This is a genomic window from Zunongwangia pacifica (assembly GCF_023499215.1).
Taxonomy (GTDB): domain Bacteria; phylum Bacteroidota; class Bacteroidia; order Flavobacteriales; family Flavobacteriaceae; genus Zunongwangia; species Zunongwangia pacifica.
On record NZ_JAKHSK010000009.1, the window covers coordinates 68,373 to 90,936 of the forward strand.

Consider the following 22,564-nt stretch of genomic DNA (forward strand, 5'->3'; position numbering starts at 1 on the left):
ATAAAAAACAGCCATATGTAAATATGGCTGTTTTTTTAAAATGAGGTTTTATTCTGAGTTACTTACTTTTTGAAAAACCTCGAACACTCATTACACATTCCCTTCATTACAAAATTTATACTTTCCAATAAAAAACTATCTGGCAGCTGAATAGGAGGAATAGCAATACTTTCAAGACAAAAAGTATTCTTACAGCGGTTACAGTTGAAATGTACATGTAGGTCACCTACATTACACATACATGTATCACTACAAATTGAATATTTCATGGAGCCGGAACCGTCATCAATCGTATGAATGAGTAAGTTGTCATGAAAAAGGGTCAATGTCCTAAAAATAGTAGATTTATTTACCGTTTCTAATTCCGTTTCCAGATCAGTCAGGCTAAATGCTCTTTTAAATTCAGACATTATCTGAAAAATTAATAATCTAACCGCTGTTGGTTTTATGCTTCTTTTTTGCAATCTCTCTTCTAAACTTTTCATCTTGCTTGTACGGTTTAAATCACCAAATAAATCAAATGTAAAAGTATAGAAGTCGATTTTATTTCATCTTGTAATATTCTTTGATAGATTTACAATATTTACTGGTTACTGTCTTACAAATAATGAATGTAGCCTATTTCGGGTAAATATTTACAGTCATCACAATTATCGTATTCCAAAGTTGTTTTTTCAGGTTGCTCAAAATTGGCCTGTAAAAAAGCATTTGAAAACAAAGCATAGGGCGGATATTCTGCAATATGGTTTTTAAGCATTTTATGTGCTTCTACTACAGGTGCACCATAAAGCTTTTCAAATTTTCCGATTTTGTATTGGGTAAATTCGCCGTAATGGACTATTGTCTTTAAAGAAAGAGGTATTTCTATTGCTAACTGTTGAGATAAGCGCTGTAATTCCTTTTGAAAATTACCGTAGATAAGCTCTATCTGCATTAAACTCTCTTCAAACGTCGGTAAGTTTTGGTACTTATAGAAAAGTATTGCATCGCCTTCAATTTCAGAAATTTCAAAACACAGAATATTACTATCCATTATTACTTTCAGGAGATTTTCTGTTATATATTTTCCAACAAACATATTCGACTTGACAACAAAATCTGTAAAGCCTGAAATATCCGGTATCATCAATACACCTTTTGGGTTATCAGTATGCTGTTCTTGTATCATTTTATCATAATTTCAATTTTAAAAATGTAGAGGCATATTGAGCCTCTACATTATATTGTTAATGACTACTGTTTTATTTGTCCGATGGCTTTGTGATAAACAGCTTCAGCAATTTTGTATCTTACTTTTGCATCAAGCATACTGCTATACGCACGCTGCCAAAGTGTTTCTGCTATTAATACATCTTCTCCAGTGATAGTTCCTGCTTGAAAACGATCATTACTTAATTTTAGATTTTCATCAGCTTCAATTAGTGAAGCCTGCATTAAATCTATATTGTTTGCCTGCAGTTGAAGGTTAAGTGTTGCTTGTTCTATCTCCACATTAATCTGGCTTTGAAGTTCTCTCAATCCATATTCTGCCGAACGTATGTTAGCTTCCTGTTGCTTTACTTTCTCTCGCTTACTTCCCCAATCGAATACGGGAATCTTTACGCTTAACATTCCGAAATAAGTAAGCATACTGTTTTTGGTTGGATCTCCAAAATTAATACCTTCTTTTCCAAAGGCAGCCATTCCGTTAAGTGATAAGCCAACTGTCGGTTTTAGATCGGCTCTGAGCATATTCTTTGTAAGTTCACTCATTTTTATGGCACTTGTGGCTAAGTCTACTTCAGGACGATTTACTTGTACGCTTTGTAACATCTCATAGTTTCTAAATTCATCATCACTCAATGAACCAACTACATCAATATCCGTTTGTTCTTCTATTCCAGTTAACTGGATTAATCTTTTTTTGGCTAATATTAGTTTGTTCTCAGCCGCCTGTAATCGAGCTTCATTTTCATTTTGAAGTACTTTTGCCCGAAGCACATCATTTTTATAAATAATACCTGCCTGGAATTGATTATTTAAAAAAGTATAATGGGAAGCTAACTGTCTTTTAACTTGTTTCTCCATTTTTATTTCTTCTTTAGCCTGTACTACAATCCAATAGGCAGTTTCGGTAGCTAACAACACATCGTCTTCGACCAATCTCTGCTGAGCATTGCTCATCTCTATATTGGTTTCCGCCATTTGTTTACCGTACTTAATCTTTCCTCCTGTATAAATAGGCTGAGTAACGCTTACCATCGGGGCGAAACCGTACTCAGGAAGCATGGAATTTAATGGCTCACCAAAGTAAAATGCAGTTGCAGAAGCATCTATTTTGGGTCTTGCCGTCGCGTCTGATATTTGTTTCTCAGATCTGGAAGCAGTAACATCTTCTTTGGCTTTACTAATCCTGTAATTGTTTTTTAATGCCAGCTCTTTGCTTTCTGCAAGAGTTAATTGCTGTTGGGCAAAGAGGTTTTCTGTTCCCTGAAAGAGAGCGAAAGTGCATACAAAAACCTTTATGACTGTTTTATATCTTTTCTGTAACATAATCTCTTTTTATGATAAGTGATTTTTGGGTTGAACATTTTCGGCATTAAGCTCGTACTGCTCATCCAACTCTTTATTTTTAGGCGGTTTCACGAACCTGTAATACAATACTGGAACGATAAACAAAGTGGTAACCATTGATACCAAAATCCCGATTGAAATCGTACTTGAAATCGGTCCCCATTCGGGCGAACCACTCGACATCAACGGTATCAATCCGATTGTCGCCGCCATAGAAGTAAGGAAGATTGGTCGCATTCTTCGTTTGGCTGCTAACAGGGCTGCTTCTTTAATTGTGTGCCCGTGTTCCTTTACCAGTTCATCTGCATAGTCCACAAGGATAATTCCGTTTCGGACTACAATCCCCAATAGGGCGGTAATACCGATGATTGCCATAAACCCGAACTCGTAACCTGTCAGGTACAATCCGAGCATTGCGCCAAGCAAGCTCAACGGGAATGATGCCAGTACAATGAATACTTTACCTACACGCTTGAACTGGAATAACAGGACAAGGAATATCAATACAAAACTTATCATAAAGGATTTTCCCATTTTGGGACCGCTTTCCAGTCCGTCTTCGTACTCGCCGCCGTAGGCAATCTTAATGCCTTTCGGTAATTTCAGGCTTTCGATTTTAGGCTGTACCTCTGCAAATATTTCTGCGGGCTTTCTGCCTAACTGCGCTTCGGAAGAAACGGTCAGGGTTCTCAACCCGTTGCGGTGTACGATGGCTCCTGTATGCCAAGATGGTTGTAAATCTACCACCTGCTTTAAGGGAACTTTAGCACCTAATGATGAGGTAATGTACATATTGCCCAAAGCATCCAGATTTTCCCGGTCTGCTTCGTCTGTTCTCAATACAATATCTACGGCTTTGTTGCCCTCCCACATTTGTGATATAGGAAAACCTTTTATTTTAGCACCTAAAGCCTGTGCAATCTGTGCTTTGGTAACACCTAATCGCAACGCGATATCTTCTTTTACCACAGCCTTAAGACCTACATAATCATCCTGATAATCTGTACGTACCCAATTTGCTCCTTTTGTGTTTTCTAGTATTGTCGCTACTTCTTTGGCTACTTTTTTCTGTTGCGTAATATCCTTACCAATTACACGTACCTCAATCGGTGCGGGCTGCTGCTTCTTGCTTAGCTGCCTAACCCGCACATAACCGTTCGGCAGGTAGTTGTTGAATTTCTGTACATACTCGTCTATCATTTCTGCCGTTGCATCTTTGCTTGTGGTATTGATGAATACCTGCGCAAAGTTTTCCCGTGGGTGCTCCGGTGCATAGGTAGAGTAGAAACGTGGCGAGCTTGTACCGATAAAACTTGCTGTGTTTACAATGCGCTTATCGCCTGCAATTTCCTTTTCTATCTTCTTAACGGCTGCTTCGGTTTCGTGGATATTCGTACCGTTATCCATCCACAATTCAAGGTTGAACTGGTTTCTTTCTACGATAGGGAAAAACTCGGTTTTTACCTGACTGCCTACCACGAAAGACAGTAAGAAGATAACCAAACCTGCTACCAACGTAGTTTTCTGCCATTTCATACAGAACTCGATTGCCCGGTCGAAACCGTCCTGCATCCGGTCTAAGAAATTGCGTTTTTTGGGTTTATCATCGTGCTTTTTCAATCCTTTTTTCAGGAAGTGGTAACACATATACGGCGTAAGGAACAAGGCTACAAGGAACGAAACTGCCAAAGCTATGCTTACGGTAATCGGTATCCATTGCACAAACTCTCTCGTAAGCCCGGTAAGCGTAAATGCCAACGGCAGAAACGATAGGACAATGGTAAGCGTAGCCGTGAAAATGGGAACCATCAACTGCGTGGCACTCTGCCAGGCGGCAGTCCACGACGGTATTTTTTCGTCCACTTTCTCGATGTAATTATCCACTACGATAATGGCATCATCGACCACCATCCCCAGTACGATAATCATTGCCGCCAAACTAACCTGGTGCATTTCGATACCCAACAAATTGAGGATAGCAAATGTTACGGCAATGGTAACGGGTGCTGCAATGGCTGAAATGGTGGCAACCCTGAACGGCAGCAGGAGCATTACGACCAAGATAACGGCTGCAATGGCGATACCGAACTCGATAAAGAAATGCCCCAAATTCATATCAACCACTTCGGGTTGGTCAACAATGGTGCTGACCTGCACATCTGATGGCAGGATTTCTTTTACTTCAGCAACTTTCTGTGTCAGCGCATTACCCAAATCGACAATGTTCTGTCCGGGCTGCATTTCTACGGTCAGCATCATTACATCGTTTCCTGAAACGGTAATTTTGCTTTTCAGGTCTTCGTATCTTCTTTCGATTTTGGCTATATCACGCAAGCGGATATTGCCACCCTGCGGAGAACTATATACTATCAGGTTTCCGATTTCATTTTCATTCTGGTATTGTGCATCCGTGAAAATGAGAAAACGGTTTTTGTCAATTTCAATATCGCCGCTCGGAATGGTTACATTCTGCTGGCTTAATGTCGCTGTGATTTCGTTGATACCGAAACCGTATTGTTTAAGCGCATCTTCACGCAGCGTAATAAATACCTGTTGTTTCTGCCCGCCGTAACGCTTGATTTTGGAAACCTGCGGTATCGTTTTAATACCATCTTCCAGTTCATCCAAATAGCTTTCCAACTGGGCGTAAGAACGACCGGGAGCTGATACAGCAATCATCTGAACGACCACATCGCCGAAGTCGCTGTTCACATACGGTCCCTGTACGCCTCGTGGCAATATCAAGGGCATATTGGCATCCAAACCGTGTTGTAAGGTGTTCCAGAATTTTTTGGTGTCCTTTACATAGTCCTGCAATTCTACCGTTACAACTACCTGTCCGGGCTTACTTTCCGAATGGGTTTTATCTTTTTTGATTTCCTCAAAACCGAACAGGTATTGTTCCAGTTTATCGGTAACTTCTTTTTCCATCTGTACTTCGTCGCTTCCGGGATAGAAAGCCACGACAAGCCCCGTTCTGACTGTCACACGGGGGTCTTCACTTCTCGGCATCGTCATTAATGAAATCAGTCCTGCAAGCACCATAATAACGGTAATCGCTATCGGTACTTGCGGAAATTTCATTGCCGCTTCAATGATGTTTATTTTCCTTTTCATAAATTATTCAGTTTTTGGAGCGGAGGTTGTTACCGATGCTGTTTCTGCTTTTACTTTTTGCCCGTCTTTGACGTTTTTTTGTCCGGCAAGGATAATGGTTTGGTTTTCTTCAAGCCCATTGGTAATAATGACTTCATCGCCTACGATTTTGCCAACGGTTACCCTTGTCAGCTTGGCGTTGTTGTTCTTATCTACCACGTACACGTGAGGGATTTTATCAACGTTGTTCACGATAGCGGTAAGCGGTACACGTACCTGCTTAACCTTAACTGGAACGCCTGCAAGCACTTGGGTAATCATTCCCGGCATCAGCACACCACCGGGATTGTCAAGGCGTACTTTCAGTGTATATGCTTTGGAAATTTCATCAGCCACGGGATTGATGATTGTGATTTTGCCCGTGAAATTGCGTTGCAATGTAGGTATGTGCATATCCACCTGCATCCCTTGTTTAAAGTTCCCGATTTCGCTTTCGGGTACTGCGAACTGCGCATATACCATATCCGTTTTTACGATGGTAAAGGCAGGTACTCCCGGTGCTGCGATACCGCCCACCTCGGCGGCTTTCACGGTTATAATTCCGTTGGTAGGCGAATGCAGGCGGCTGTCGGAAATGCGCTTGCGGTTAATCTTTTTGTTTGCCTGCGCCTGTGCTACTTTGGTTTTGATGTCGATGTAATCCTTTTCGGGGAAGCTCCCTTTTTTGTACAGTTCATCAAATCTTCTGAACGCATCCTCGCTCTGTTCAAGGCTTGCATTGGCAATCTGCAATGCGGCTTCGTACTCGGTGGCATCAATGCTTGCAAGGAATTGTCCTTTGCTTACACGTTGTCCCTCATTTACGCCCACACTGTTAATTGTTCCGCTTACGGCAAAACTTACGGTAGTCATATTATCGGGTACAATAGAACCCGAATAGGAAACGGACTGCTCTGTTTCCGAACTGTTGATGGTGGCTACGGTTACTACCGGAGGCTCCTCTTTTAACTGTTTTTCTGCTTGTTGCTTACAGCTTTGTATTAAGCCTGCTCCCATTACGAAGAGGGATAGCAAGCCAATTTTATGTGTTCTCATTTTAAATTTATTTTGTTACTTAATTTTTGGAGCAATGCGCTATTGATTTTTCCTGTTTCAACATATTTTTAAATTCTATGGCAATAGCTATCCGTCAGTTTTGGGAACCTGGTTGCAAATGCTGAATAGCTTTTTTGTTATCCTTTGTTCGGGCGTAAAACGGAACGGGGTTCTCCTGCAAATAGCCGGATTAAGTGCAGTTGTTGTATCTGTCATCTTATTTGTTGTTAAACTTTGAAAATCTTAAAATATCAGGAGCAAAGGTCGGGTTAGCGCCATAGAGCAGCCATACGAAATGACGGGTAAAAGTTGTGAAATTTACTTTTTTGAATGGCTTGTATGTGCCGTAAACAAACAGAGCTACTGATGTTTCAGTAGCTCCGATGTCCGCATTAATAAATTCAGCGTATTGCCTTGTTGATGGATTGAAAAACCCTTAATGCGGGGTATGCTCTTCGTCCATTTGCATATTTAGGGTATGCTCGTGCTCCTGCTTTACCTGCCTGAAATAGCTTGATGTAAAGCCTGTGTGCTTTTTCAACTGGTTGGAAAGGTATGCCTGACTGCTGTACCCCAATAGGTGGGCAATCTCGGTCAAAGACATTTCGGTATCTGCCAAAAGCTCTTTTACCTTTTCAATTTTCCGATGAATGATGTACTTTTCAAGTGTTATTCCCTCTGCCGAAGAAAATAAGGCACTCAATGTATCGTAGTTCTTGTGCAGCTTGCCACTGATTAAGGTTGTGAATTTGGTAGGTTTGCCGCTTTGCAGTTGCAACGTGATACCTTTCTCCACCAACTCTTTTATCCTGTTTATTGTCTTTTGGTTTTTGTTGTACATCAGTTCCAAGCCGATGCCTTTCAGCATCGTTTTGATTACTCCCAACTTCTGCGAAAAGTCTGTCGTATCCTTTATGATGGCTTGCCCCAGTTTTATATCCAAAACCTCAAAACCCAACGCTGTCAATTCCTGTTCAAGAACATAGGTACATCTATTACACACCATTCCTTTTATTAATAGTGTCATAGCTTCTAAAATGTATAAGTTCCTTTATTCAATGGTCAAAATTCTGCATTTGTCCCCGACAAACTATTATGATATTCCGGCTTTGTTTTGTGAAATTTTATGAAAATCGGTGCAGTAACATTAAATATCATAAACTAAACAAGGAAAAGTACATAGCTACTTCCGACCATCTTACGGAATTTTGTAACAGACAACATCCGTATAAAAATGAAGAACAAAAAGAGCAACGAACATCAGGTTTTAAAGGTGCTGAAAGATTACAACGCAGGCAAAAGCGGACTGGAACTTTTCGAGAAATACGGCGTTTACGGCACGAACATTTTTGAACTGAAACACAAATACAAGGATTTAGGGATGGATATTCTTGTAGAATTGGTAAATTTAAACGAAGAAAACAGCAGGCTGAAAACAATGTATGCCGAACTGTGCATACAGCACCGGAAGCTCAAAGACCTACTGAAAGAAGATTTCTGACAGGAAAGTAGGGAACGGTAAGCAGCAATTTAAAATACTATTACTATGACAAATGTAACGTACAAATACGCTACGGTTTTGGTAGCGATACAGAACCTACGCAACGAGGGGTATAACGTGGATTTCAACCTCGAAGAGAACTGTTTAATCTGCGGCGGTAACAAATATACCAATGATGATTTTGAGATTGAGCAGGTCTATCGCTATGAGGGCGAAAGCAACCCAAGCGATGAGGCTACGGTATATGGCATTGCCTCGAAAGACGGTTTAAAAGGAATTTTGGTTACGGCTTATGGTGCTTATACCGATAGTATGAGTACGGCAATGCTCCGCAAACTGGCACTAAAAAAAGAATGATAAAACAACAAGGGCAAAACAGCAGCTATAAAAAGCTGTAATTTTGCCCTCTTTCTATATGGATATTACTGTACCGTAACACAAACATCCGCATTCATCGGGTAGCTTTGGCACAGCAAAATTATTCCCTCTGCCATATCCTGTTCTGTCAGTGCCCCGTTATGGAGCATCCGAACTTCGCCATCGGTTTTTACTGCCCAACAAGCCCCGCAGGTTCCATTCTTACAGGAACTCGCCACTTTGATATGGTGCTCTTTCATCGCATCCAGAAGCGACTGCTTCGGCTGCACCTCAATGAGCGATGTGCATTCATACGTTTGCTTTTCCTCGTTCTCGTAGTAATCCTCGTAATAGTTTACAATCACATCCTTAACAGTACCGTCCGTTTCCAAATCGCCCGCATTCTCCGGAACCGGGTCGAAGTATTCCAAATGGATATGGTCTTCGGGAATGTTCAAACCCGTTAATGCATCCCGGTATAAATCCATCAGCCCATTGGGTCCGCAGATGTAATAATGGGCTTCAGCAACCTCGCCAACCAGTCTTTTAATGACCGAACGTAAAACAAGCAGATTGAACCTGCCTGCAACGTGGTTGAGTTTGGTGGAAATAAAATCAGGTGTAGTAAAGGAATAACAAATATTCAATTCTTGCGCTGCCTGCATCGCTTCCAGTTCATTCCAAAATATGGTTTCTTCCGGTGTTTTATTGCTGTACACCAGTAAGGGTATTTGATTGCTGTTTTCAACGCTTTTCAGCATTGCATATAACGGAGAAATACCGCTACCGCCTGCCAGTAAAACAATTTGGGATTGCTCGGCTATCGGTTTTTCTAAAACAAAGCTGCCAAATGGGGCTTCTATTTCCCAGGTTTCGATGTTGTCTGCATTATCTAAGATGTAATTGCTCATCTTTCCACCTGTAACCCTTTTAATAGTAATGGCGGGAAATTCGTCAGACGGCACAGAACTGAACGAATACGAACGTATGAGCAGTTCGCCGTTTACGGTAAGCCTGATGTTGAGGTACTGACCGGGCAGGTAGGTAAACGCCTGCTGCTCCGTGTCAAAGTATAGAGTAATGGTATCTTCGGTTTCCTTTATAATTTTATGTGTTCGCCACGTGTATTTCTTCATCCCTCGGTTTTTCCTGTCTTGCATTGCTGATAAAAAGAAAACCTCTGCTCCTGTACACAAAGCGAGGTTTCATAAAGACTTCTAGTTTGCTGTTCTGATAATTATAGTTCGTTTTGCTTTTCCTGTTGTCTTCTGATGATTTCGAGCTTGTTTTTTCTTATCTGCTTAAAATGGGCAGACGTTAATCCCGTATAGGTCATTAATTGCTCGGATAGTTCCGTCGGCTTTTGATAGCCTAACGCTTTTGCGATTTGTGACAGCGATTGCTCGGTGTACACCAGTAACTCTTTTACCTTTTCGATAATGCGCCTGATATAGATAATTTCAAGGCTCATATCACATTTAACAAGAAACAGATTGTTCAACTGGTGATAATCTGCTTTCAATTCGTTTGTAAGCTGTACGGCAAACGGTGCAGATTTACCTGTGTCCAATCTGTTCTGTATAATCCGGTCTGCTACATTGCAAACTTTCGTCATTATCTCCGAACAGTCGCCTGAATTTTGTTTCTGTAACATTGCTTTTTATTTATGGAACGAGATTTAACTGTTTCATACGGTGGGTAGCTTTGGTAAAAAATACCGGAGAAGTACTGGTGTACTTGCTCCGGGACTGTCCAAAACTTATCCGCAGCATCCTGTTGAACAACTTGAAGCCTTTTCGCTGTCGTCGCCGCCAACTTTGTAGCCTGCTTTTTCAATCGCCTCAACCAACTCTTCTTTCACTTCGTCGTTTTCAACTGAAACAGATAATTTTCCTGCTTCCAGTTTTTCTACTTTAATGCCGTCAATATCTTTGATTGCTCCGTTTACTCTCGACTGGCAGTGTGCACTTTGCATATCTGGTATGCTTAATTCTACATTTTTCATTTTGAACTTATTTTTTATTGTGATACAAATTTCCGTATTAAACGGGGTGTTACTATTATGGTATTCCCTGTAAGATTTGTGATTTTTACTGATTTTGAAATCGCCGTTCTATTCCACGATTAATTTACCTTTCATATAGATGTAATGACCGGGAAATGAGCACAGGAAATCATACGAGCCTTTTGCCGGAGCCGTAAAGGTAATTTCTGTGGTTTGCCCACCGCCAATCATATCCGTTTTTGCGATTACGGCGTTTTCCATTCCTTTAGGTATGTAGCCGTTGTCCTTAGCATCTATCGCAGCATTGGCAAAAGCGTTGAAGTCTGTGCCCTGGGCAAGAATGACAACATTGTGCCCCATAGCTTCAATCGGTGCTTTGCCGATGTGCTTCAGAATGAGCTTTACAGTTTGTCCCTCTTTGGCTTTAAGTTCGGTCTTGTCGAATTTCATATCATCTCCGCCATTAATGGTAATTACGGCTTCGTTACCAGTTTCTGCTGGTGCAACCGTTTCTTCTGTTTCGGGATAAAGGCTTTCCTTTGCCTTTTCTTCTTTTGGTGTATTGTTACAGGCAGTAAAAGCGATTACCGACAATGCTAACACTAACTTTTTCATTTCTATTTGAGATTTTATTTGTTTTCTGATATTGCAAATTTCAGCACATTACAGCAGTTACCCTTACCGTATCTACTCCTGTAATATCCCAAGTGATAGGTATCATTACCATATATTCGCACTTCGGGCACATATCGCCCTGCGAACCTATCATTTCTTTATGCCCCGGACAACCCGTAATCAGGTGTCCTGACGCATCAACTAATTCGCCTTTTTCATTTCTGTTTTTTGCGGTTGTTTTTTCGGCAGGTTTTTCAACCTGTTCCGTAGCGTGGTCGTGTCCATCGCCCGCTGTGTGTACGTGTCCGTCCTTTGCTGTTTTGGTATCGCCACCGCAAGATGCCAAGAGGATAGTTAACGAGGCGAATGCGCCTATCAATAATTTGCTCACTTTCATTTCTATTTCCTTTTTAGAGATTAAAACTTGTTTTTAAATAGTATTCAACTGAATTAATGATGATGATGGTCGTGTCCTGATGGGTCTGCCTTTACATTGCACAATACTGAATTATCGTGTGTATGGGCAGGTGTTTCTAACTGAATAGTTACGTGATGAATGTTCAGGTGTTCCAAATCGTGCTCTATTTTACGAAGCATTACTTCACTTTCTCCAATCGTCATTTTTTCATCAACTACGGCGTGGCAGGTAAGGGCGTTCAAACCGCTTGTAATCGTCCAGATATGCAGGTCGTGAATGCCGCTGATACCGTTGGTGTTCAGGATTTTTCCAGTTACCTTTTCAACCTCAACATTCTCCGGTGTGCCCTCCATTAATACGTGTACCGATGATTTGGTTACTAAATAACCGCTTCTCAATACCAGTATGGAAACGATAACACTTGCCAATGGGTCTGCCCATCCCCAACCAAAGAACATAATGAGCAAGGCTGCGATGATAGCACCAACCGAACCAAGCATATCGCTGATTACGTGCAGGTATGCGCCACGCATATTGAGGTTTTCTTTTACGTCAGCCCCACGCATCATTATCCAGGCTACAAGCACATTAACGAGTAAGCCGATGAATGCCACGATGAGCATACCGCTTGATTGAATTTCCGGCGGGTTTTGGAAGCGTTCTATCGCTTCGTAAATGATATAAGCTGAAATCAAAATCAGCGTTGCGCCGTTGATAACCGCCGCCAGTATTTCAAATCTTTTGTAGCCGTAGGTCTTGCCGTAGTCGGCTACCTTGCTGCTGAACTTAAATGCCATCAATGCAATGAACAATGATACCGCATCGCTCAACATATGTCCGGCATCTGCTAATAATGCAAGGCTGTTTGTCAGTAATCCGCCGATTACCTCTACTGCCATATACAACGTAATGATAACCAAGCTAATGGTTAAGGTCTTTTTATTCGCACTGTGCGAGTGGCTGTGCCCGTGGTCGTGTCCCATATTCTTTCTTAATTATTCGTTGCCTAATTGTGGAACTTCCATTCCAAAACCTTTGTACAATCTTGTATAATAATCTGAAAATGCGTTTAAGTGGGATAAGGCAATTTTTGCCGTAAGAATAGGGTCATTACCTGTTACATTGGTTGCCTCATCTTGCAAGCCGTGTTCCAGTTCCACTTCAAGCCCTACACGAAACTCATTTAATGGAATTTTATTCCAGTCAATATTCAACTGGTCGCCAATAGATTTGGCTTGCTCTGCCGTAAAATGTGTTTTCTTTTCCATTGTCTTTAATTTTTTAGAAGTTATTTTTTCCATTTTAAACGTAAACTATTGCTTACCACACTCACACTGCTTAATGCCATTGCCGCTCCTGCAATCATCGGGTTTAATAAGAAGCCGTTGATTGGGTAAAGAATACCTGCTGCAATAGGAATACCGATAAGGTTGTAGATGAATGCCCAGAACAGGTTTTGCTTAATGGTAGCAACGGTCTGCTTTGATAATCTTATTGCCTGTGGTATTTTGGTAAGGTCTGATGAAATGATGGTCATTTTAGCTACGTCCATTGCGATATCCGAACCTTTACCCATTGCGATACTGACATCGGCTGTTGCTAAAGCTGTACTGTCATTGATACCATCGCCAACCATCGCTACCACTTTGCCTTGTTGTTGCAGTTCTTTTACAAAGTCGGCTTTGTGCTGTGGCAATACTTCCGCTTTGTAATGCTTGATACCTGTTTGTTGTGCAATGGCTTTGGCAGTTGCTTCGTTATCTCCGGTCAGCATATACAGGTCAATGCCCATATCCTGCATTTCTTTGATAGCTGCTACCGATGTTTCTTTGATTTTATCGGAAATAGCCACTACCGAAAGTGCCTGTTTGCTGTTTGCAAACCAAATAACGGTTTTGGACTGTTTGCCCCATTCATCGGCTTGCAGTTGCAGTTGCTCCCCAATGGTAATCTTGTTTTCAGCTAAGAGCTTTTTATTACCTACAAAATAGGTTTCGTTATTGTGATTGGCTTTTGCTCCTTTACCTGTAATACTGTCGAAGTTTGATAACGTAGTGGTAGAAACTCCGTCCAGATGTTTAACAACGGCTTCCGCCAACGGGTGTTCCGATTGTTTTTCGATGCTCAATAAAATATCTTTGGTCGCATCGTCATTGTTCAGCCATTGGATGCCTGTAACCTGTGGTCTTCCCTCGGTAATGGTTCCGGTTTTGTCTAAAACGATAGCGTTTACTTTTTTAGCCAATTCCAGACTTTCCGCATCTTTAATCAAAATACCGTTTTCAGCACCTTTACCAACGCCCACCATAATAGCGGTTGGTGTTGCCAAGCCCAAAGCACAAGGACAAGCAATAACCAATACGGTAACGGCTGCCAATAATCCCTGTACTACACCGTTATCGCCACCCAAAATGAACCATAGTACAAATGTCAGGATAGCAATACCCATTACTACCGGAACGAAAATACCTGCGATTTTATCGACCAATTTCTGTACCGGAGCTTTGCTTCCCTGTGCATCCTGTACCATTTTGATGATTTGGGCAAGCATTGTTTCTTTGCCCACTTTAACCGCCTTGAACTGGAAGCTGCCTTTTTGGTTGATTGTACCTGCAAATACCTTTTCGTTTTCTTTTTTCAGTACAGGTACAGGCTCGCCGCTTAGCATACTTTCATCTACATACGAATTGCCCGATACCACCATACCATCTACCGCAATTTTTTCGCCTGGCTTAACTAAGATAATATCGCCTGCGTTCACATCTTCGATGGCTTTTTGTCTTTCCGTACCGTCAGCTTCTATCACGATAACCGTTTTCGGCTGTAAGCCCATCAGTTTTTTAATAGCTGATGAGGTGTTTCCTTTGGCTTTTTCTTCCAGCAGCTTACCTAACAGAATGAATGCGATAATAACGGCGGCTGCTTCAAAATACACGTGAGCGTGTAAGCCTCTCTGATGCCAAAAGTCCATAAACAGCATATTGAATACACTGAATATATAAGCAATACCTGTACTCAATGCTACGAGGGTATCCATATTGGCAGAACGGTGTTTTGCCTGTTTCCACGCATTAATAAAGAAGTCTTTACCTAACCAAAGGACTACCGGAGTGGAGAATGCCCACATTATCTCATTACCGTAAGGCATATCCATAAAGAACATACCGATAATGACTACCGGAAGCGATAGGATTACCGCCCAAATGGTTTTGTTTTTAAGTTTTCTGAATTTTTCGGCGTGGATAGCTTCTAATGTTTCCTGCTGCTTGTTTTCGTCTTCAAGCAGTAAGTCATAACCGCCATCCTGTACCGCCTTTCTGATTTGCTCGGAATTGGTCATATTCGGCAGGAACTCCACGGTAAGGTTGCCCGTACCAAAGTTTACCGAAGCATCTACCACGCCCGGAGCGTATTTTACCATACTCTCGGCACTGCCCGCACAAGATGCGCAGGTCATACCCAATACGGGATATGTATGTTTAACGGTTGGAACGCCGTAGCCTAAATCTTTAATCGCTTTTACAGCTTCTCCTACTACCTCGTTATCATTTACGGTAATAGCCGCCCTGCGGTTATTTAGCTCTACTTTGTGGGTTTCTACGCCTTTTACCTGTGCCAGTCCTTTTTCGACTATCAATGCACAGTGTTCGCTTTCTACATCCTCTAAAGGAATGTAAACTGTTTCTTTATTTGTTGCCATATTTCGATTGCTTTGTTTTCACATTGCAAAGTTGGCAACAATAAGGGGGAGTTCTATTGTGAAATTATGGGTTTGATTTGTAAGATTTACTTAAACCTTATCCAAAGGCTTGCGCTTGTCTTCCCGTATCTGCTTGAAATGGCTTGGTGTAAGTCCGGTTACTTTCTTGAACTGGTTGCTCAAATACGCCACGCTCGAATAATTCATACGGTCGGCAATTTCGCTTAAAGACAGCTCATCATATACCAAAAGCTCTTTTACCTTTTCTACTTTCTGTGCGATAAAATATTTCTCAATGGTCGTGCCCTCAATATCGGAAAACAGGTTGGAAAGATAGTTGTAGTCGTTGTGCAGCGCATCGCTCAATACATCCGAAAGATTGGTTTTGGCATCATTGTCCTGATGGTGCACCAAATCAATGATAACATTTTTTATCTTCTCAATCATCCGGCTCTTTTTGTCGTCAATGACCTGAAAGCCCAAAGGGTCTAAAACATTTTCCAATGCTTCACGCTCTTTTGTGGTTAAATCTTTTTTAAGGGTTATTTCGCCCAACTTTATATTGTTAGCCTCTATACCGAGCTTGTCGAGTTCGTTTTGAACTACGAGAATACAACGGTTGCAGACCATATTTTTGATAAATAATTTGCTCATATTTCCCTAAATCACTGTTCATATTATTGCATAAATACGCAAAGACAAATTTAGGATTAAAATTTAAGTATTTATTGATTGTGAGCGACTAAGTGATACGGGTAAGGTTTTTTACAGGAGAAAACAGGCATAAATGGTTCAAAATCTTCCCCATTGTAGGGGCATATTGGCAGTTAAATCCCTGTTTATTAATAACATTTGTGCAGGTACACTGTATCAGTAACAAAGTATCAGTAACAAAATCCTCCCTACTATGAGAAAATCATTAGGCAATATTGTTAGCGAAATTCAGGAGAAGGAACGGAAACTATCACTTACGTGCTCGGGGCTGATTGAAGAGGCTTTTCAAATGACGGTTTATCTTCAGGAGCTACTGGTTTCGTCAAAAGAATGTGTTTTAAATTCGGGCTTTGTCAATGAGGCAAAAGAGATTGAGTTTTTCAAAATGGTTAAACCCCAAATCCTGGGCAAACTCATCTACTACAATAAGCTCTACCGGATAGAAACCGCTTGCCCGGTTAATAACGGGAAAATGTATCATACTTATTTCGCTAACCATTTACAGGAGTTAAAGATTGAATTTAGGGAACATATCTGCAACTCCCATTTTTATAGGTACTACCGTTCGGGCAGGGTGGATAAGGATAACGAATACTTTAAGCGAGGGCAGATAAATTACCTCGATGGGCTTAACAGTTACGTCTTTGAAATCGACCCGCAATTCTCTACCTATTACGATTACAAAGTAGCCCGCATCATCGCTAATGACCTATTATACGCCTACCTCTTAACCAAAATCAACCCCGAAGATAATCTCGATGTATATTTTCAGAACGCAGAAGGTATCAAAGAACTTTCTTGGACGGACAGCAAAAACGCACTGGTTGAGCTGATGTATGCCCTGTACGCATCGGGCGCTATTTCAGGTGGTAAAATCGGCATCCGAAAGCTCACTGCCATTTCGCAGGTCTTATTCCGAATTTCACTGACCGATGTGCATCACGCATTCCATAGAATGAAAACCCGTGCAGGCTCACGGACATTATTTTTAGACCAGTTGAAACAGGCTCTTGAAGAATATATGGATAAGGATTTATAAATAGTCCGTCCGTAAAGGGTTTGAAAGCAATACACATTCCGTATTGCTTTTTTTTGTGCCTGCACTTACCCATATATGCCAATTGGCAAATGGACTTATTTCCATAACCGAAAAATGGGAAAATCTACCGAAACTCTTATTTAATAAGGGTTTACGACAAATTGTAAAATTTTCAAAAAAACGCTTTTTCAATTGGCAAGCATTGGCAGACAAACACTGCCACAGTTCTGAATTTTGTCCTGTGAACATTAAACAGCAGTGCTATGAACATTATAACAGTTGACGAAGAAGTGTGGAAGCACCTCAATGAACGGTTGAAAGCCATAAGCGAATATATCCTCAAACTTGAAGATACAAGTTACGATAGCTTATGGCTCAACAATCACGAAGTCTGCCAGTATCTCCACATCAGCGAAAAAACATTGTGGCGTATGCGTACCAACGGGCAGATTGCTTTTTCAAAAATGTATGGACAGTATTACTATACGATTGGTGCTATCAAGGAAATGCTCAACGCAAACGCTGTGCAGACCACCAATGAATATGTAGAAGAGCTTATGGCGAAAGGCAAAAGCTATATCGAAAAAGGCAGAAAGCTGAAATCAGGTAATAATTAAAGGCGTACTCGTATGAATATCGACAAAATGGAATTTGTGGCGTGGATGGAACGCATAATGGATAGGCTTGACATTCTCGGCAACCACATAGACGATTTACAAAAGAAGCGCAACAGCATAGACGGCGAGGAATTACTGGATAATCAGGATTTATTGCAAATGTTGAAAATAAGTAACCGTTCCCTGCAACGGTATCGCTCCATCGGCAAGCTCCCTTATTATACCATTAGCGGAAAACTGTATTACAAGCTGTCCGATGTGCATCAGTTCATCAGGGAAAGTTTTAACCCTCCCTTGCCCAAACTGGATGCCAATAAGTGACAAACACTGCCTTTGACTGCCACATAATGCAAATCAGTGAAGGCTTCCTTTACATTCGACAGTGAATTTTTAAAATTTTCAGATTATGAGCGAAGAAACAACTAATAAACAGGATATGCCTGAACAGCTATCGGACATATTACTGGTGCTGGATAAAGAGAAAATGAAAATCCAAGCCGTAAAGAGTATTGACGAAAACGGGAAAATGGAAACCGTAGAACCCACAAAGAAGAACCAAAACCAGTTTATGCGTGTGGACAAAAGCGGTGATTTCTTTTCCAACTTCTTTTCCAATTTTTTCAGTCAGTTAAAGAACCCTACCAATTTTTCATTCTTCAAAGTGCCTGCACCTCTTGCTATTGATAAAGCACAGGAGTTGCAAAAGCAGGTAGATAAGCCTACTCCCGAGGGCGAAAAAGTGATGAAAGAATACGAAGTGAAGACAGAACCACAGCAGGATAAAAAACAAGAAAATCAAAATAATATGGCAACAGCACAAACAACACCGGAAGTAAGCGAATATCGCTACAAGCCGGAACAGATTGATTGGGACACAATGAAAAATCTCGGGTTAAGCAAGGAATATCTTGAAAAAAGAAACCTGCTTGACCCTTTGCTACGAGGTTACAAAACCAATGAACTTTTACCGATTGGCGTTAATTTCGGAGGTTCTGTTCTTCGCACAGATGCCCGCCTGTCTTTACAGCAAGCCGAAGATGGAAATGTTATCGTAGCAATACACGGTATCAAAAAAGAGCCTAACCTCCACTTCGAGTTTTTTGGTCACAAGTTTACCGATGAAGACAAGAAAAACCTGCTCGAAACGGGCAATATGGGGCGTGTCGTTAATTTGGTAAATTCCAAAACAGGCGAATTGATGCCGTCTATTATCAGTATTGACAGGCTGACAAACGATGTAATTGCATTACGGACAGAGTTCATAAAAATTCCCGATGAAATTAAGGGCGTAAAGCTGAATGAGGAACAAAAGCAAACTTTAATGGAGGGTAAACCGCTAAAGTTAGAGGGTATGATTTCCACCAAAGGAACGGAGTTCTCGGCAACAGTACAGTTCAATGCAGACAAGCGTTATGTGGAGTTCCTGTTTGACCGCAATAATTCCAACAGGCAAACCCAAAGCAACGGTCAAGCCCAAAGCAAAGGACAAAATAATCAGCAAAGCCAACCGCAGGAAGCTCCAAAAACATTTAGGGGCAAAGAGCTGACCGATGAGCAACATAAGGATTTCAAAGCAGGTCAAACCATCTACATTGATGGATTAAAAGATAAAAAAGGGCAACCTTATCAGGGCTATATCACTTTCAATAAGGATACAGGAAAAACCGGGTTCGAGTTTCCCAATCAGTATAAGGAAAGAGTAAAACCCACCGAAGCCCACAAAACGCAGACTGCCGTCAATTCGGAGGGCAAAACCAACGAAGCGACCAAAAACGTCCAAGAGCCTTTAAAGTCCGGGCAGCAAAGTCCAAAAAACAAGCAGCAGCAGGAACAACAGGAAAAGCCCGAAACCCCTGCAAAATCCAAAGGCAGAAAAATGTAGTACGATATGAAAACAATTATTGCAGAAAAACCAAGCGTAGCAAGGGAAATAGCCGGACTTGTGGGAGCATCCGATAAAAAGGACGGCTACCTGACAGGTAACGGCTATTTTGTTACGTGGGCATTCGGTCATTTAATAGGACTGGGAATGCCCGAAGATTATGGCATTTCGGGATTTGATAAAGCATCCCTGCCGATATTGCCCAACCCGTTTTTATTGACCGTCCGCAAGGTCAAAAAAGATAAAGGGTACACCGCCGATACTGGCGCATTAAAGCAATTGAAAGTCATTGAGCAACTTTTTAAGCAAAGCAACAGCATCATCGTTGCTACCGATGCAGGTCGTGAGGGCGAACTCATTTTCAGGTACATTTATGAGTACCTGAAATGCAACAAGCCTTTTGAACGCCTTTGGATAAGTTCACTTACCGAAAAGGCAATAAAGCAGGGTTTTGACAACCTGAAAGACGGGGCAGCATTTGACGGATTGTACCAGGCTGCGCAAGGCAGAAGCCGTGCCGACTGGCTTGTAGGCATCAATGCTACACAGGCATTGAGTATAGCCGCAGGTAACGGTATCTATTCGCTCGGAAGAGTGCAAACACCCACACTGGCTTTGATATGCAAACGCTACCTTGACAATAAGAATTTCACGGTAAAGAAATACTGGCAGATACAGTTGATGCACAACAAAACGCAGGTTGATTTCAAAAGTATTTCCGCTACCAAATGGGAAGAAAAGCAACTTGCCGATGATACCCTTAGAGCTATTCAGCGTGGCACAACGGCAACTGTTACCTCGGTAGAAACCAAAAGCGTTACAGAACAACCGCCCTTGCTTTTTGATTTGACAGGCTTACAAAAGGAAGCTAACAAAAGACTGAAATTATCTGCTGAAGCAACGCTTAATATCGCACAAAGCCTGTACGAAAAGAAATTTATCACGTACCCACGTACCGGAAGCAAATACATTCCTGAAGATATGTGGGCTGAAATTCCAAACCTTGTGCGGGCATTGCAGAACCGTGAAGATTGCAAGCAAGCCCTTACCAAAATCAAATGGGGACGGTTCAACAAACGTATCGTGAATGACCTCCGTGTAACGGACCATCACGGTTTGTTGATTACGGATAAAGTGCCGTCCGTACTCAATGCAGACGAAAACAAGATTTACAATATGATTGCGCTTCGGTTGCTCGAAGCCATATCACAAGCCTGTGTCAAAGAAATAACCGATGTATCATTACAGGTATTGCATTACGACTTTACGGCAAAAGGCTGTAAAATTCAGGAAGCGGGTTGGCGTTCCATCAAAGGAAGTTTTACCGATGATGGCGAAGAGCCGGTACAGGAACTACCTGAACTGAATAAAGGCGATGAACTCAAAATAAAGGAAGCCGCCGTTTTGGAAAAGCAGACCAAACCGCCAGTGCTTTACACCGAAGCCGGGCTTTTGTCGGCTATGGAAACCGCAGGGAAAGAAATCGAGAACGAGGAAGAGCGCAAAGCCCTCAAAAATATCGGTATCGGTACTCCGGCTACAAGAGCCGCCATTATCGAAACCCTGTTTACCCGCAATTATATCCAAAGGGATAAACGTTCATTAATCCCTACGGAAAAAGGATTGCAGGTGTACGGGCTTGTCAAAGACCGAAAAATTGCGGATGTGGCAATGACCGCCGAATGGGAATTGGCATTGCAGAAAATCGAGAACAACGAAGCGGATGCCGGAACATTTCAAAAGGAAATGGAAACCTATGCCAAATCCATTACCGATGAATTGCTGCAAACTTCTATTGCTCAAAACAACCTACCGAAGTTGGTTTGCCCTAAATGCAAAAGCCAGCAACTCATTATCCGTGATAAAATTGTGAAGTGTCCCGATGAGGTTTGTAGTTGGGTACAGTTCCGTATCGTCTGCGGTGTGCAAATCAGTATCGAAAATGTAACAAGCCTTGTCAATAAAGGCAAAACCTCTTTAATCAAAGGAATGACAAGCAAAGCAGGTAAGAAATTCGATGCGTATATCGTGTTGAATGCCGATTGTAGTACCTCTTTTGAGTTTGAGAAAAACAAAAGCAGTAAACGCAATGGAAAATAAACCGTCAATCGTACCCAAAGAAATCAGGAACCTGATTTATACTATCCGGGGCAAACAGGTAATGTTGGATAGTGACCTCGCTGCCTTATATCAGGTAGAAACAAAGAACCTGAACAAAGCCGTTAAAAGAAATATTGAGCGATTTCCTGTATCATTCTGCTTTCAACTGACCGAAGAGGAAGTTGAAAACTTGAGGTTCCAAATTGGAACCTCAAGTTTGAGCTACGGCGGCAGACGTTATTTACCCTATGTTTTTACCGAACAAGGCGTTGCAATGGCATCTGCCATACTCCGTTCAGACATAGCCGTTAAAATGAGTGTTGAAATAATGGAAGCCTTTGTAGAAATGCGGCGTATGCTTATTAGCAATGCTTCTTTGTTTCATCGTTTGGATAATATCGAGTTAAAGCAACTGGAAGCCGACCAAAAATTTGAAGAGATTTTTAAGGCTTTGGAAAGTGATAAGCTGCACAGCGAAAAAGGCATTTTCTATAACGGGCAGGTTTTTGATGCCTATGCCTTTGTTTCCGATATTATCCGCAATGCCACAAGTTCCATTATCCTGCTTGATAATTATGTGGATGATACCGTGCTTACGTTATTGGGGAAACGCAAAGACAATGTAACAGCCACAATCCTTACTAAAAATATCAGTAATCAATTACGGTTGGATTTACAACGCTACAATAGCCAATATCCTCCGGTAGATATTGAGCTTTTCTCCGATGCCCACGACCGTTTCTTGATTATTGACCATACAGAACTCTACCACATCGGGGCATCACTCAAAGACCTGGGCAAAAAATGGTTTGCCTTTTCAAGAATGGATATTGAAGTCGGCAGGATGCTTCAAATCTTGAATAAGCCATAAA

The 22,564-nt window shown here is 41.5% G+C and carries 23 protein-coding genes; 8 read left to right on the forward strand and 15 right to left on the reverse strand.

Going from position 1 to position 22,564, the window contains the following annotated elements:
• Window positions 1-62: 62 nt before the first annotated feature.
• The 6 genes from L1967_RS07930 to L1967_RS07955 all read right to left on the reverse strand — a co-directional run bounded on the left by L1967_RS07930 (window position 63) and on the right by L1967_RS07955 (window position 7,771).
• On the reverse strand, window positions 63-485 hold the full coding sequence (locus L1967_RS07930; RefSeq protein ID WP_249601186.1) for a Fur family transcriptional regulator: 423 nt from the start codon (window positions 483-485) through the stop codon (window positions 63-65).
• 113 nt (window positions 486-598) lie between these two features.
• A complete protein-coding gene (locus tag L1967_RS07935; protein ID WP_249601187.1) occupies window positions 599-1,168 on the reverse strand; it encodes a DUF2652 domain-containing protein in 570 nt (189 codons plus the stop codon).
• 65 nt (window positions 1,169-1,233) lie between these two features.
• Window positions 1,234-2,532 (reverse strand): TolC family protein, encoded by a 1,299-nt coding sequence (locus L1967_RS07940; protein WP_249601188.1) that lies wholly within the window; start codon window positions 2,530-2,532, stop codon window positions 1,234-1,236.
• A 9-nt stretch (window positions 2,533-2,541) separates the two neighbouring features.
• Complete coding sequence (locus L1967_RS07945; protein WP_249601189.1) at window positions 2,542-5,670, reverse strand: efflux RND transporter permease subunit; 3,129 nt, start codon at window positions 5,668-5,670, stop codon at window positions 2,542-2,544.
• Between the two features lie 3 nt (window positions 5,671-5,673).
• Window positions 5,674-6,744, reverse strand: a complete 1,071-nt coding sequence (locus tag L1967_RS07950; RefSeq protein WP_225603953.1) for an efflux RND transporter periplasmic adaptor subunit — start codon at window positions 6,742-6,744, stop codon at window positions 5,674-5,676.
• A gap of 436 nt (window positions 6,745-7,180) precedes the next feature.
• Complete coding sequence (locus L1967_RS07955; RefSeq protein ID WP_249601190.1) at window positions 7,181-7,771, reverse strand: helix-turn-helix domain-containing protein; 591 nt, start codon at window positions 7,769-7,771, stop codon at window positions 7,181-7,183.
• 207 nt (window positions 7,772-7,978) lie between these two features.
• Between L1967_RS07955 and L1967_RS07960 the strand changes: the two genes are divergently transcribed.
• Both L1967_RS07960 and L1967_RS07965 read left to right on the forward strand, forming a co-directional pair.
• On the forward strand, window positions 7,979-8,245 hold the full coding sequence (locus L1967_RS07960; RefSeq protein ID WP_050377136.1) for a hypothetical protein: 267 nt from the start codon (window positions 7,979-7,981) through the stop codon (window positions 8,243-8,245).
• 45 nt (window positions 8,246-8,290) lie between these two features.
• A complete protein-coding gene (locus L1967_RS07965) occupies window positions 8,291-8,602 on the forward strand; it encodes a hypothetical protein (RefSeq protein ID WP_120182562.1) in 312 nt (103 codons plus the stop codon).
• Window positions 8,603-8,667: 65 nt separating this feature from the next.
• Here L1967_RS07965 and L1967_RS07970 read toward each other — a convergent pair whose 3' ends face one another.
• From L1967_RS07970 to L1967_RS08010, 9 genes are all read right to left on the reverse strand, one after another.
• Window positions 8,668-9,738, reverse strand: coding sequence for a flavin reductase family protein (locus L1967_RS07970; protein ID WP_249601191.1), 1,071 nt, complete (start codon window positions 9,736-9,738; stop codon window positions 8,668-8,670).
• A 101-nt stretch (window positions 9,739-9,839) separates the two neighbouring features.
• Window positions 9,840-10,217: a helix-turn-helix domain-containing protein gene (locus tag L1967_RS07975; protein WP_249601192.1), complete on the reverse strand. Its 378-nt coding sequence runs from the start codon at window positions 10,215-10,217 to the stop codon at window positions 9,840-9,842.
• A gap of 144 nt (window positions 10,218-10,361) precedes the next feature.
• Window positions 10,362-10,607, reverse strand: a complete 246-nt coding sequence (locus L1967_RS07980) for a heavy-metal-associated domain-containing protein (protein ID WP_091520400.1) — start codon at window positions 10,605-10,607, stop codon at window positions 10,362-10,364.
• Between the two features lie 108 nt (window positions 10,608-10,715).
• Window positions 10,716-11,222 carry a plastocyanin/azurin family copper-binding protein gene (locus L1967_RS07985; protein WP_249601193.1) on the reverse strand — a complete coding sequence of 169 codons (507 nt, stop codon included), beginning with the start codon at window positions 11,220-11,222 and terminating at the stop codon, window positions 10,716-10,718.
• A 40-nt stretch (window positions 11,223-11,262) separates the two neighbouring features.
• Window positions 11,263-11,568 (reverse strand): hypothetical protein, encoded by a 306-nt coding sequence (locus L1967_RS07990; protein WP_249601194.1) that lies wholly within the window; start codon window positions 11,566-11,568, stop codon window positions 11,263-11,265.
• Between the two features lie 104 nt (window positions 11,569-11,672).
• The gene (locus L1967_RS07995) at window positions 11,673-12,623 is read right to left on the reverse strand and encodes a cation diffusion facilitator family transporter (RefSeq protein WP_225603960.1); all 951 of its coding nucleotides are present in this window, start codon (window positions 12,621-12,623) and stop codon (window positions 11,673-11,675) included.
• A gap of 12 nt (window positions 12,624-12,635) precedes the next feature.
• Window positions 12,636-12,908, reverse strand: coding sequence for a DUF5661 family protein (locus L1967_RS08000; protein ID WP_225603961.1), 273 nt, complete (start codon window positions 12,906-12,908; stop codon window positions 12,636-12,638).
• 20 nt (window positions 12,909-12,928) lie between these two features.
• Window positions 12,929-15,340 carry a heavy metal translocating P-type ATPase gene (locus L1967_RS08005; RefSeq protein WP_225603962.1) on the reverse strand — a complete coding sequence of 804 codons (2,412 nt, stop codon included), beginning with the start codon at window positions 15,338-15,340 and terminating at the stop codon, window positions 12,929-12,931.
• Window positions 15,341-15,430: 90 nt separating this feature from the next.
• Complete coding sequence (locus L1967_RS08010) at window positions 15,431-15,994, reverse strand: helix-turn-helix domain-containing protein (protein WP_200122132.1); 564 nt, start codon at window positions 15,992-15,994, stop codon at window positions 15,431-15,433.
• A gap of 253 nt (window positions 15,995-16,247) precedes the next feature.
• Between L1967_RS08010 and L1967_RS08015 the strand changes: the two genes are divergently transcribed.
• From L1967_RS08015 to L1967_RS08040, 6 genes are all read left to right on the forward strand, one after another.
• Window positions 16,248-17,093: an RteC domain-containing protein gene (locus L1967_RS08015; RefSeq protein WP_249601195.1), complete on the forward strand. Its 846-nt coding sequence runs from the start codon at window positions 16,248-16,250 to the stop codon at window positions 17,091-17,093.
• Between the two features lie 263 nt (window positions 17,094-17,356).
• On the forward strand, window positions 17,357-17,710 hold the full coding sequence (locus tag L1967_RS08020; protein ID WP_249601196.1) for a helix-turn-helix domain-containing protein: 354 nt from the start codon (window positions 17,357-17,359) through the stop codon (window positions 17,708-17,710).
• 12 nt (window positions 17,711-17,722) lie between these two features.
• Window positions 17,723-18,031: a helix-turn-helix domain-containing protein gene (locus L1967_RS08025; RefSeq protein ID WP_002978404.1), complete on the forward strand. Its 309-nt coding sequence runs from the start codon at window positions 17,723-17,725 to the stop codon at window positions 18,029-18,031.
• Between the two features lie 85 nt (window positions 18,032-18,116).
• The gene (locus L1967_RS08030) at window positions 18,117-19,592 is read left to right on the forward strand and encodes a DUF3945 domain-containing protein (protein WP_249601197.1); all 1,476 of its coding nucleotides are present in this window, start codon (window positions 18,117-18,119) and stop codon (window positions 19,590-19,592) included.
• Between the two features lie 6 nt (window positions 19,593-19,598).
• On the forward strand, window positions 19,599-21,692 hold the full coding sequence (locus L1967_RS08035) for a type IA DNA topoisomerase (protein ID WP_249601198.1): 2,094 nt from the start codon (window positions 19,599-19,601) through the stop codon (window positions 21,690-21,692).
• On the forward strand, window positions 21,682-22,563 hold the full coding sequence (locus tag L1967_RS08040; protein WP_249601199.1) for an ORF6N domain-containing protein: 882 nt from the start codon (window positions 21,682-21,684) through the stop codon (window positions 22,561-22,563). Before L1967_RS08035 ends, L1967_RS08040 begins: the two co-directional genes overlap by 11 nt.
• Window position 22,564: the final 1 nt, after the last annotated feature.

What these genes read in the sequence shown, in the direction of transcription:
- L1967_RS08030 (WP_249601197.1), top strand. Translation starts at nt 18,117, where the DNA reads ATGAGCGAAGAAACAACTAATAAACAGGATATGCCTGAACAGCTATCG.
- L1967_RS08035 (WP_249601198.1), top strand. Translation starts at nt 19,599, where the DNA reads ATGAAAACAATTATTGCAGAAAAACCAAGCGTAGCAAGGGAAATAGCC.
- L1967_RS07955 (WP_249601190.1), bottom strand. Translation starts at nt 7,771, where the DNA reads ATGACACTATTAATAAAAGGAATGGTGTGTAATAGATGTACCTATGTT.
- L1967_RS08040 (WP_249601199.1), top strand. Translation starts at nt 21,682, where the DNA reads ATGGAAAATAAACCGTCAATCGTACCCAAAGAAATCAGGAACCTGATT.
- L1967_RS08020 (WP_249601196.1), top strand. Translation starts at nt 17,357, where the DNA reads ATGAACATTATAACAGTTGACGAAGAAGTGTGGAAGCACCTCAATGAA.
- L1967_RS08015 (WP_249601195.1), top strand. Translation starts at nt 16,248, where the DNA reads ATGAGAAAATCATTAGGCAATATTGTTAGCGAAATTCAGGAGAAGGAA.
- L1967_RS07965 (WP_120182562.1), top strand. Translation starts at nt 8,291, where the DNA reads ATGACAAATGTAACGTACAAATACGCTACGGTTTTGGTAGCGATACAG.
- L1967_RS08025 (WP_002978404.1), top strand. Translation starts at nt 17,723, where the DNA reads ATGAATATCGACAAAATGGAATTTGTGGCGTGGATGGAACGCATAATG.
- L1967_RS07960 (WP_050377136.1), top strand. Translation starts at nt 7,979, where the DNA reads ATGAAGAACAAAAAGAGCAACGAACATCAGGTTTTAAAGGTGCTGAAA.
- L1967_RS07935 (WP_249601187.1), bottom strand. Translation starts at nt 1,168, where the DNA reads ATGATACAAGAACAGCATACTGATAACCCAAAAGGTGTATTGATGATA.
- L1967_RS07940 (WP_249601188.1), bottom strand. Translation starts at nt 2,532, where the DNA reads ATGTTACAGAAAAGATATAAAACAGTCATAAAGGTTTTTGTATGCACT.
- L1967_RS07985 (WP_249601193.1), bottom strand. Translation starts at nt 11,222, where the DNA reads ATGAAAAAGTTAGTGTTAGCATTGTCGGTAATCGCTTTTACTGCCTGT.
- L1967_RS08000 (WP_225603961.1), bottom strand. Translation starts at nt 12,908, where the DNA reads ATGGAAAAGAAAACACATTTTACGGCAGAGCAAGCCAAATCTATTGGC.
- L1967_RS07995 (WP_225603960.1), bottom strand. Translation starts at nt 12,623, where the DNA reads ATGGGACACGACCACGGGCACAGCCACTCGCACAGTGCGAATAAAAAG.
- L1967_RS08005 (WP_225603962.1), bottom strand. Translation starts at nt 15,340, where the DNA reads ATGGCAACAAATAAAGAAACAGTTTACATTCCTTTAGAGGATGTAGAA.
- L1967_RS07950 (WP_225603953.1), bottom strand. Translation starts at nt 6,744, where the DNA reads ATGAGAACACATAAAATTGGCTTGCTATCCCTCTTCGTAATGGGAGCA.
- L1967_RS08010 (WP_200122132.1), bottom strand. Translation starts at nt 15,994, where the DNA reads ATGAGCAAATTATTTATCAAAAATATGGTCTGCAACCGTTGTATTCTC.
- L1967_RS07975 (WP_249601192.1), bottom strand. Translation starts at nt 10,217, where the DNA reads ATGACGAAAGTTTGCAATGTAGCAGACCGGATTATACAGAACAGATTG.
- L1967_RS07970 (WP_249601191.1), bottom strand. Translation starts at nt 9,738, where the DNA reads ATGAAGAAATACACGTGGCGAACACATAAAATTATAAAGGAAACCGAA.
- L1967_RS07930 (WP_249601186.1), bottom strand. Translation starts at nt 485, where the DNA reads ATGAAAAGTTTAGAAGAGAGATTGCAAAAAAGAAGCATAAAACCAACA.
- L1967_RS07980 (WP_091520400.1), bottom strand. Translation starts at nt 10,607, where the DNA reads ATGAAAAATGTAGAATTAAGCATACCAGATATGCAAAGTGCACACTGC.
- L1967_RS07945 (WP_249601189.1), bottom strand. Translation starts at nt 5,670, where the DNA reads ATGAAAAGGAAAATAAACATCATTGAAGCGGCAATGAAATTTCCGCAA.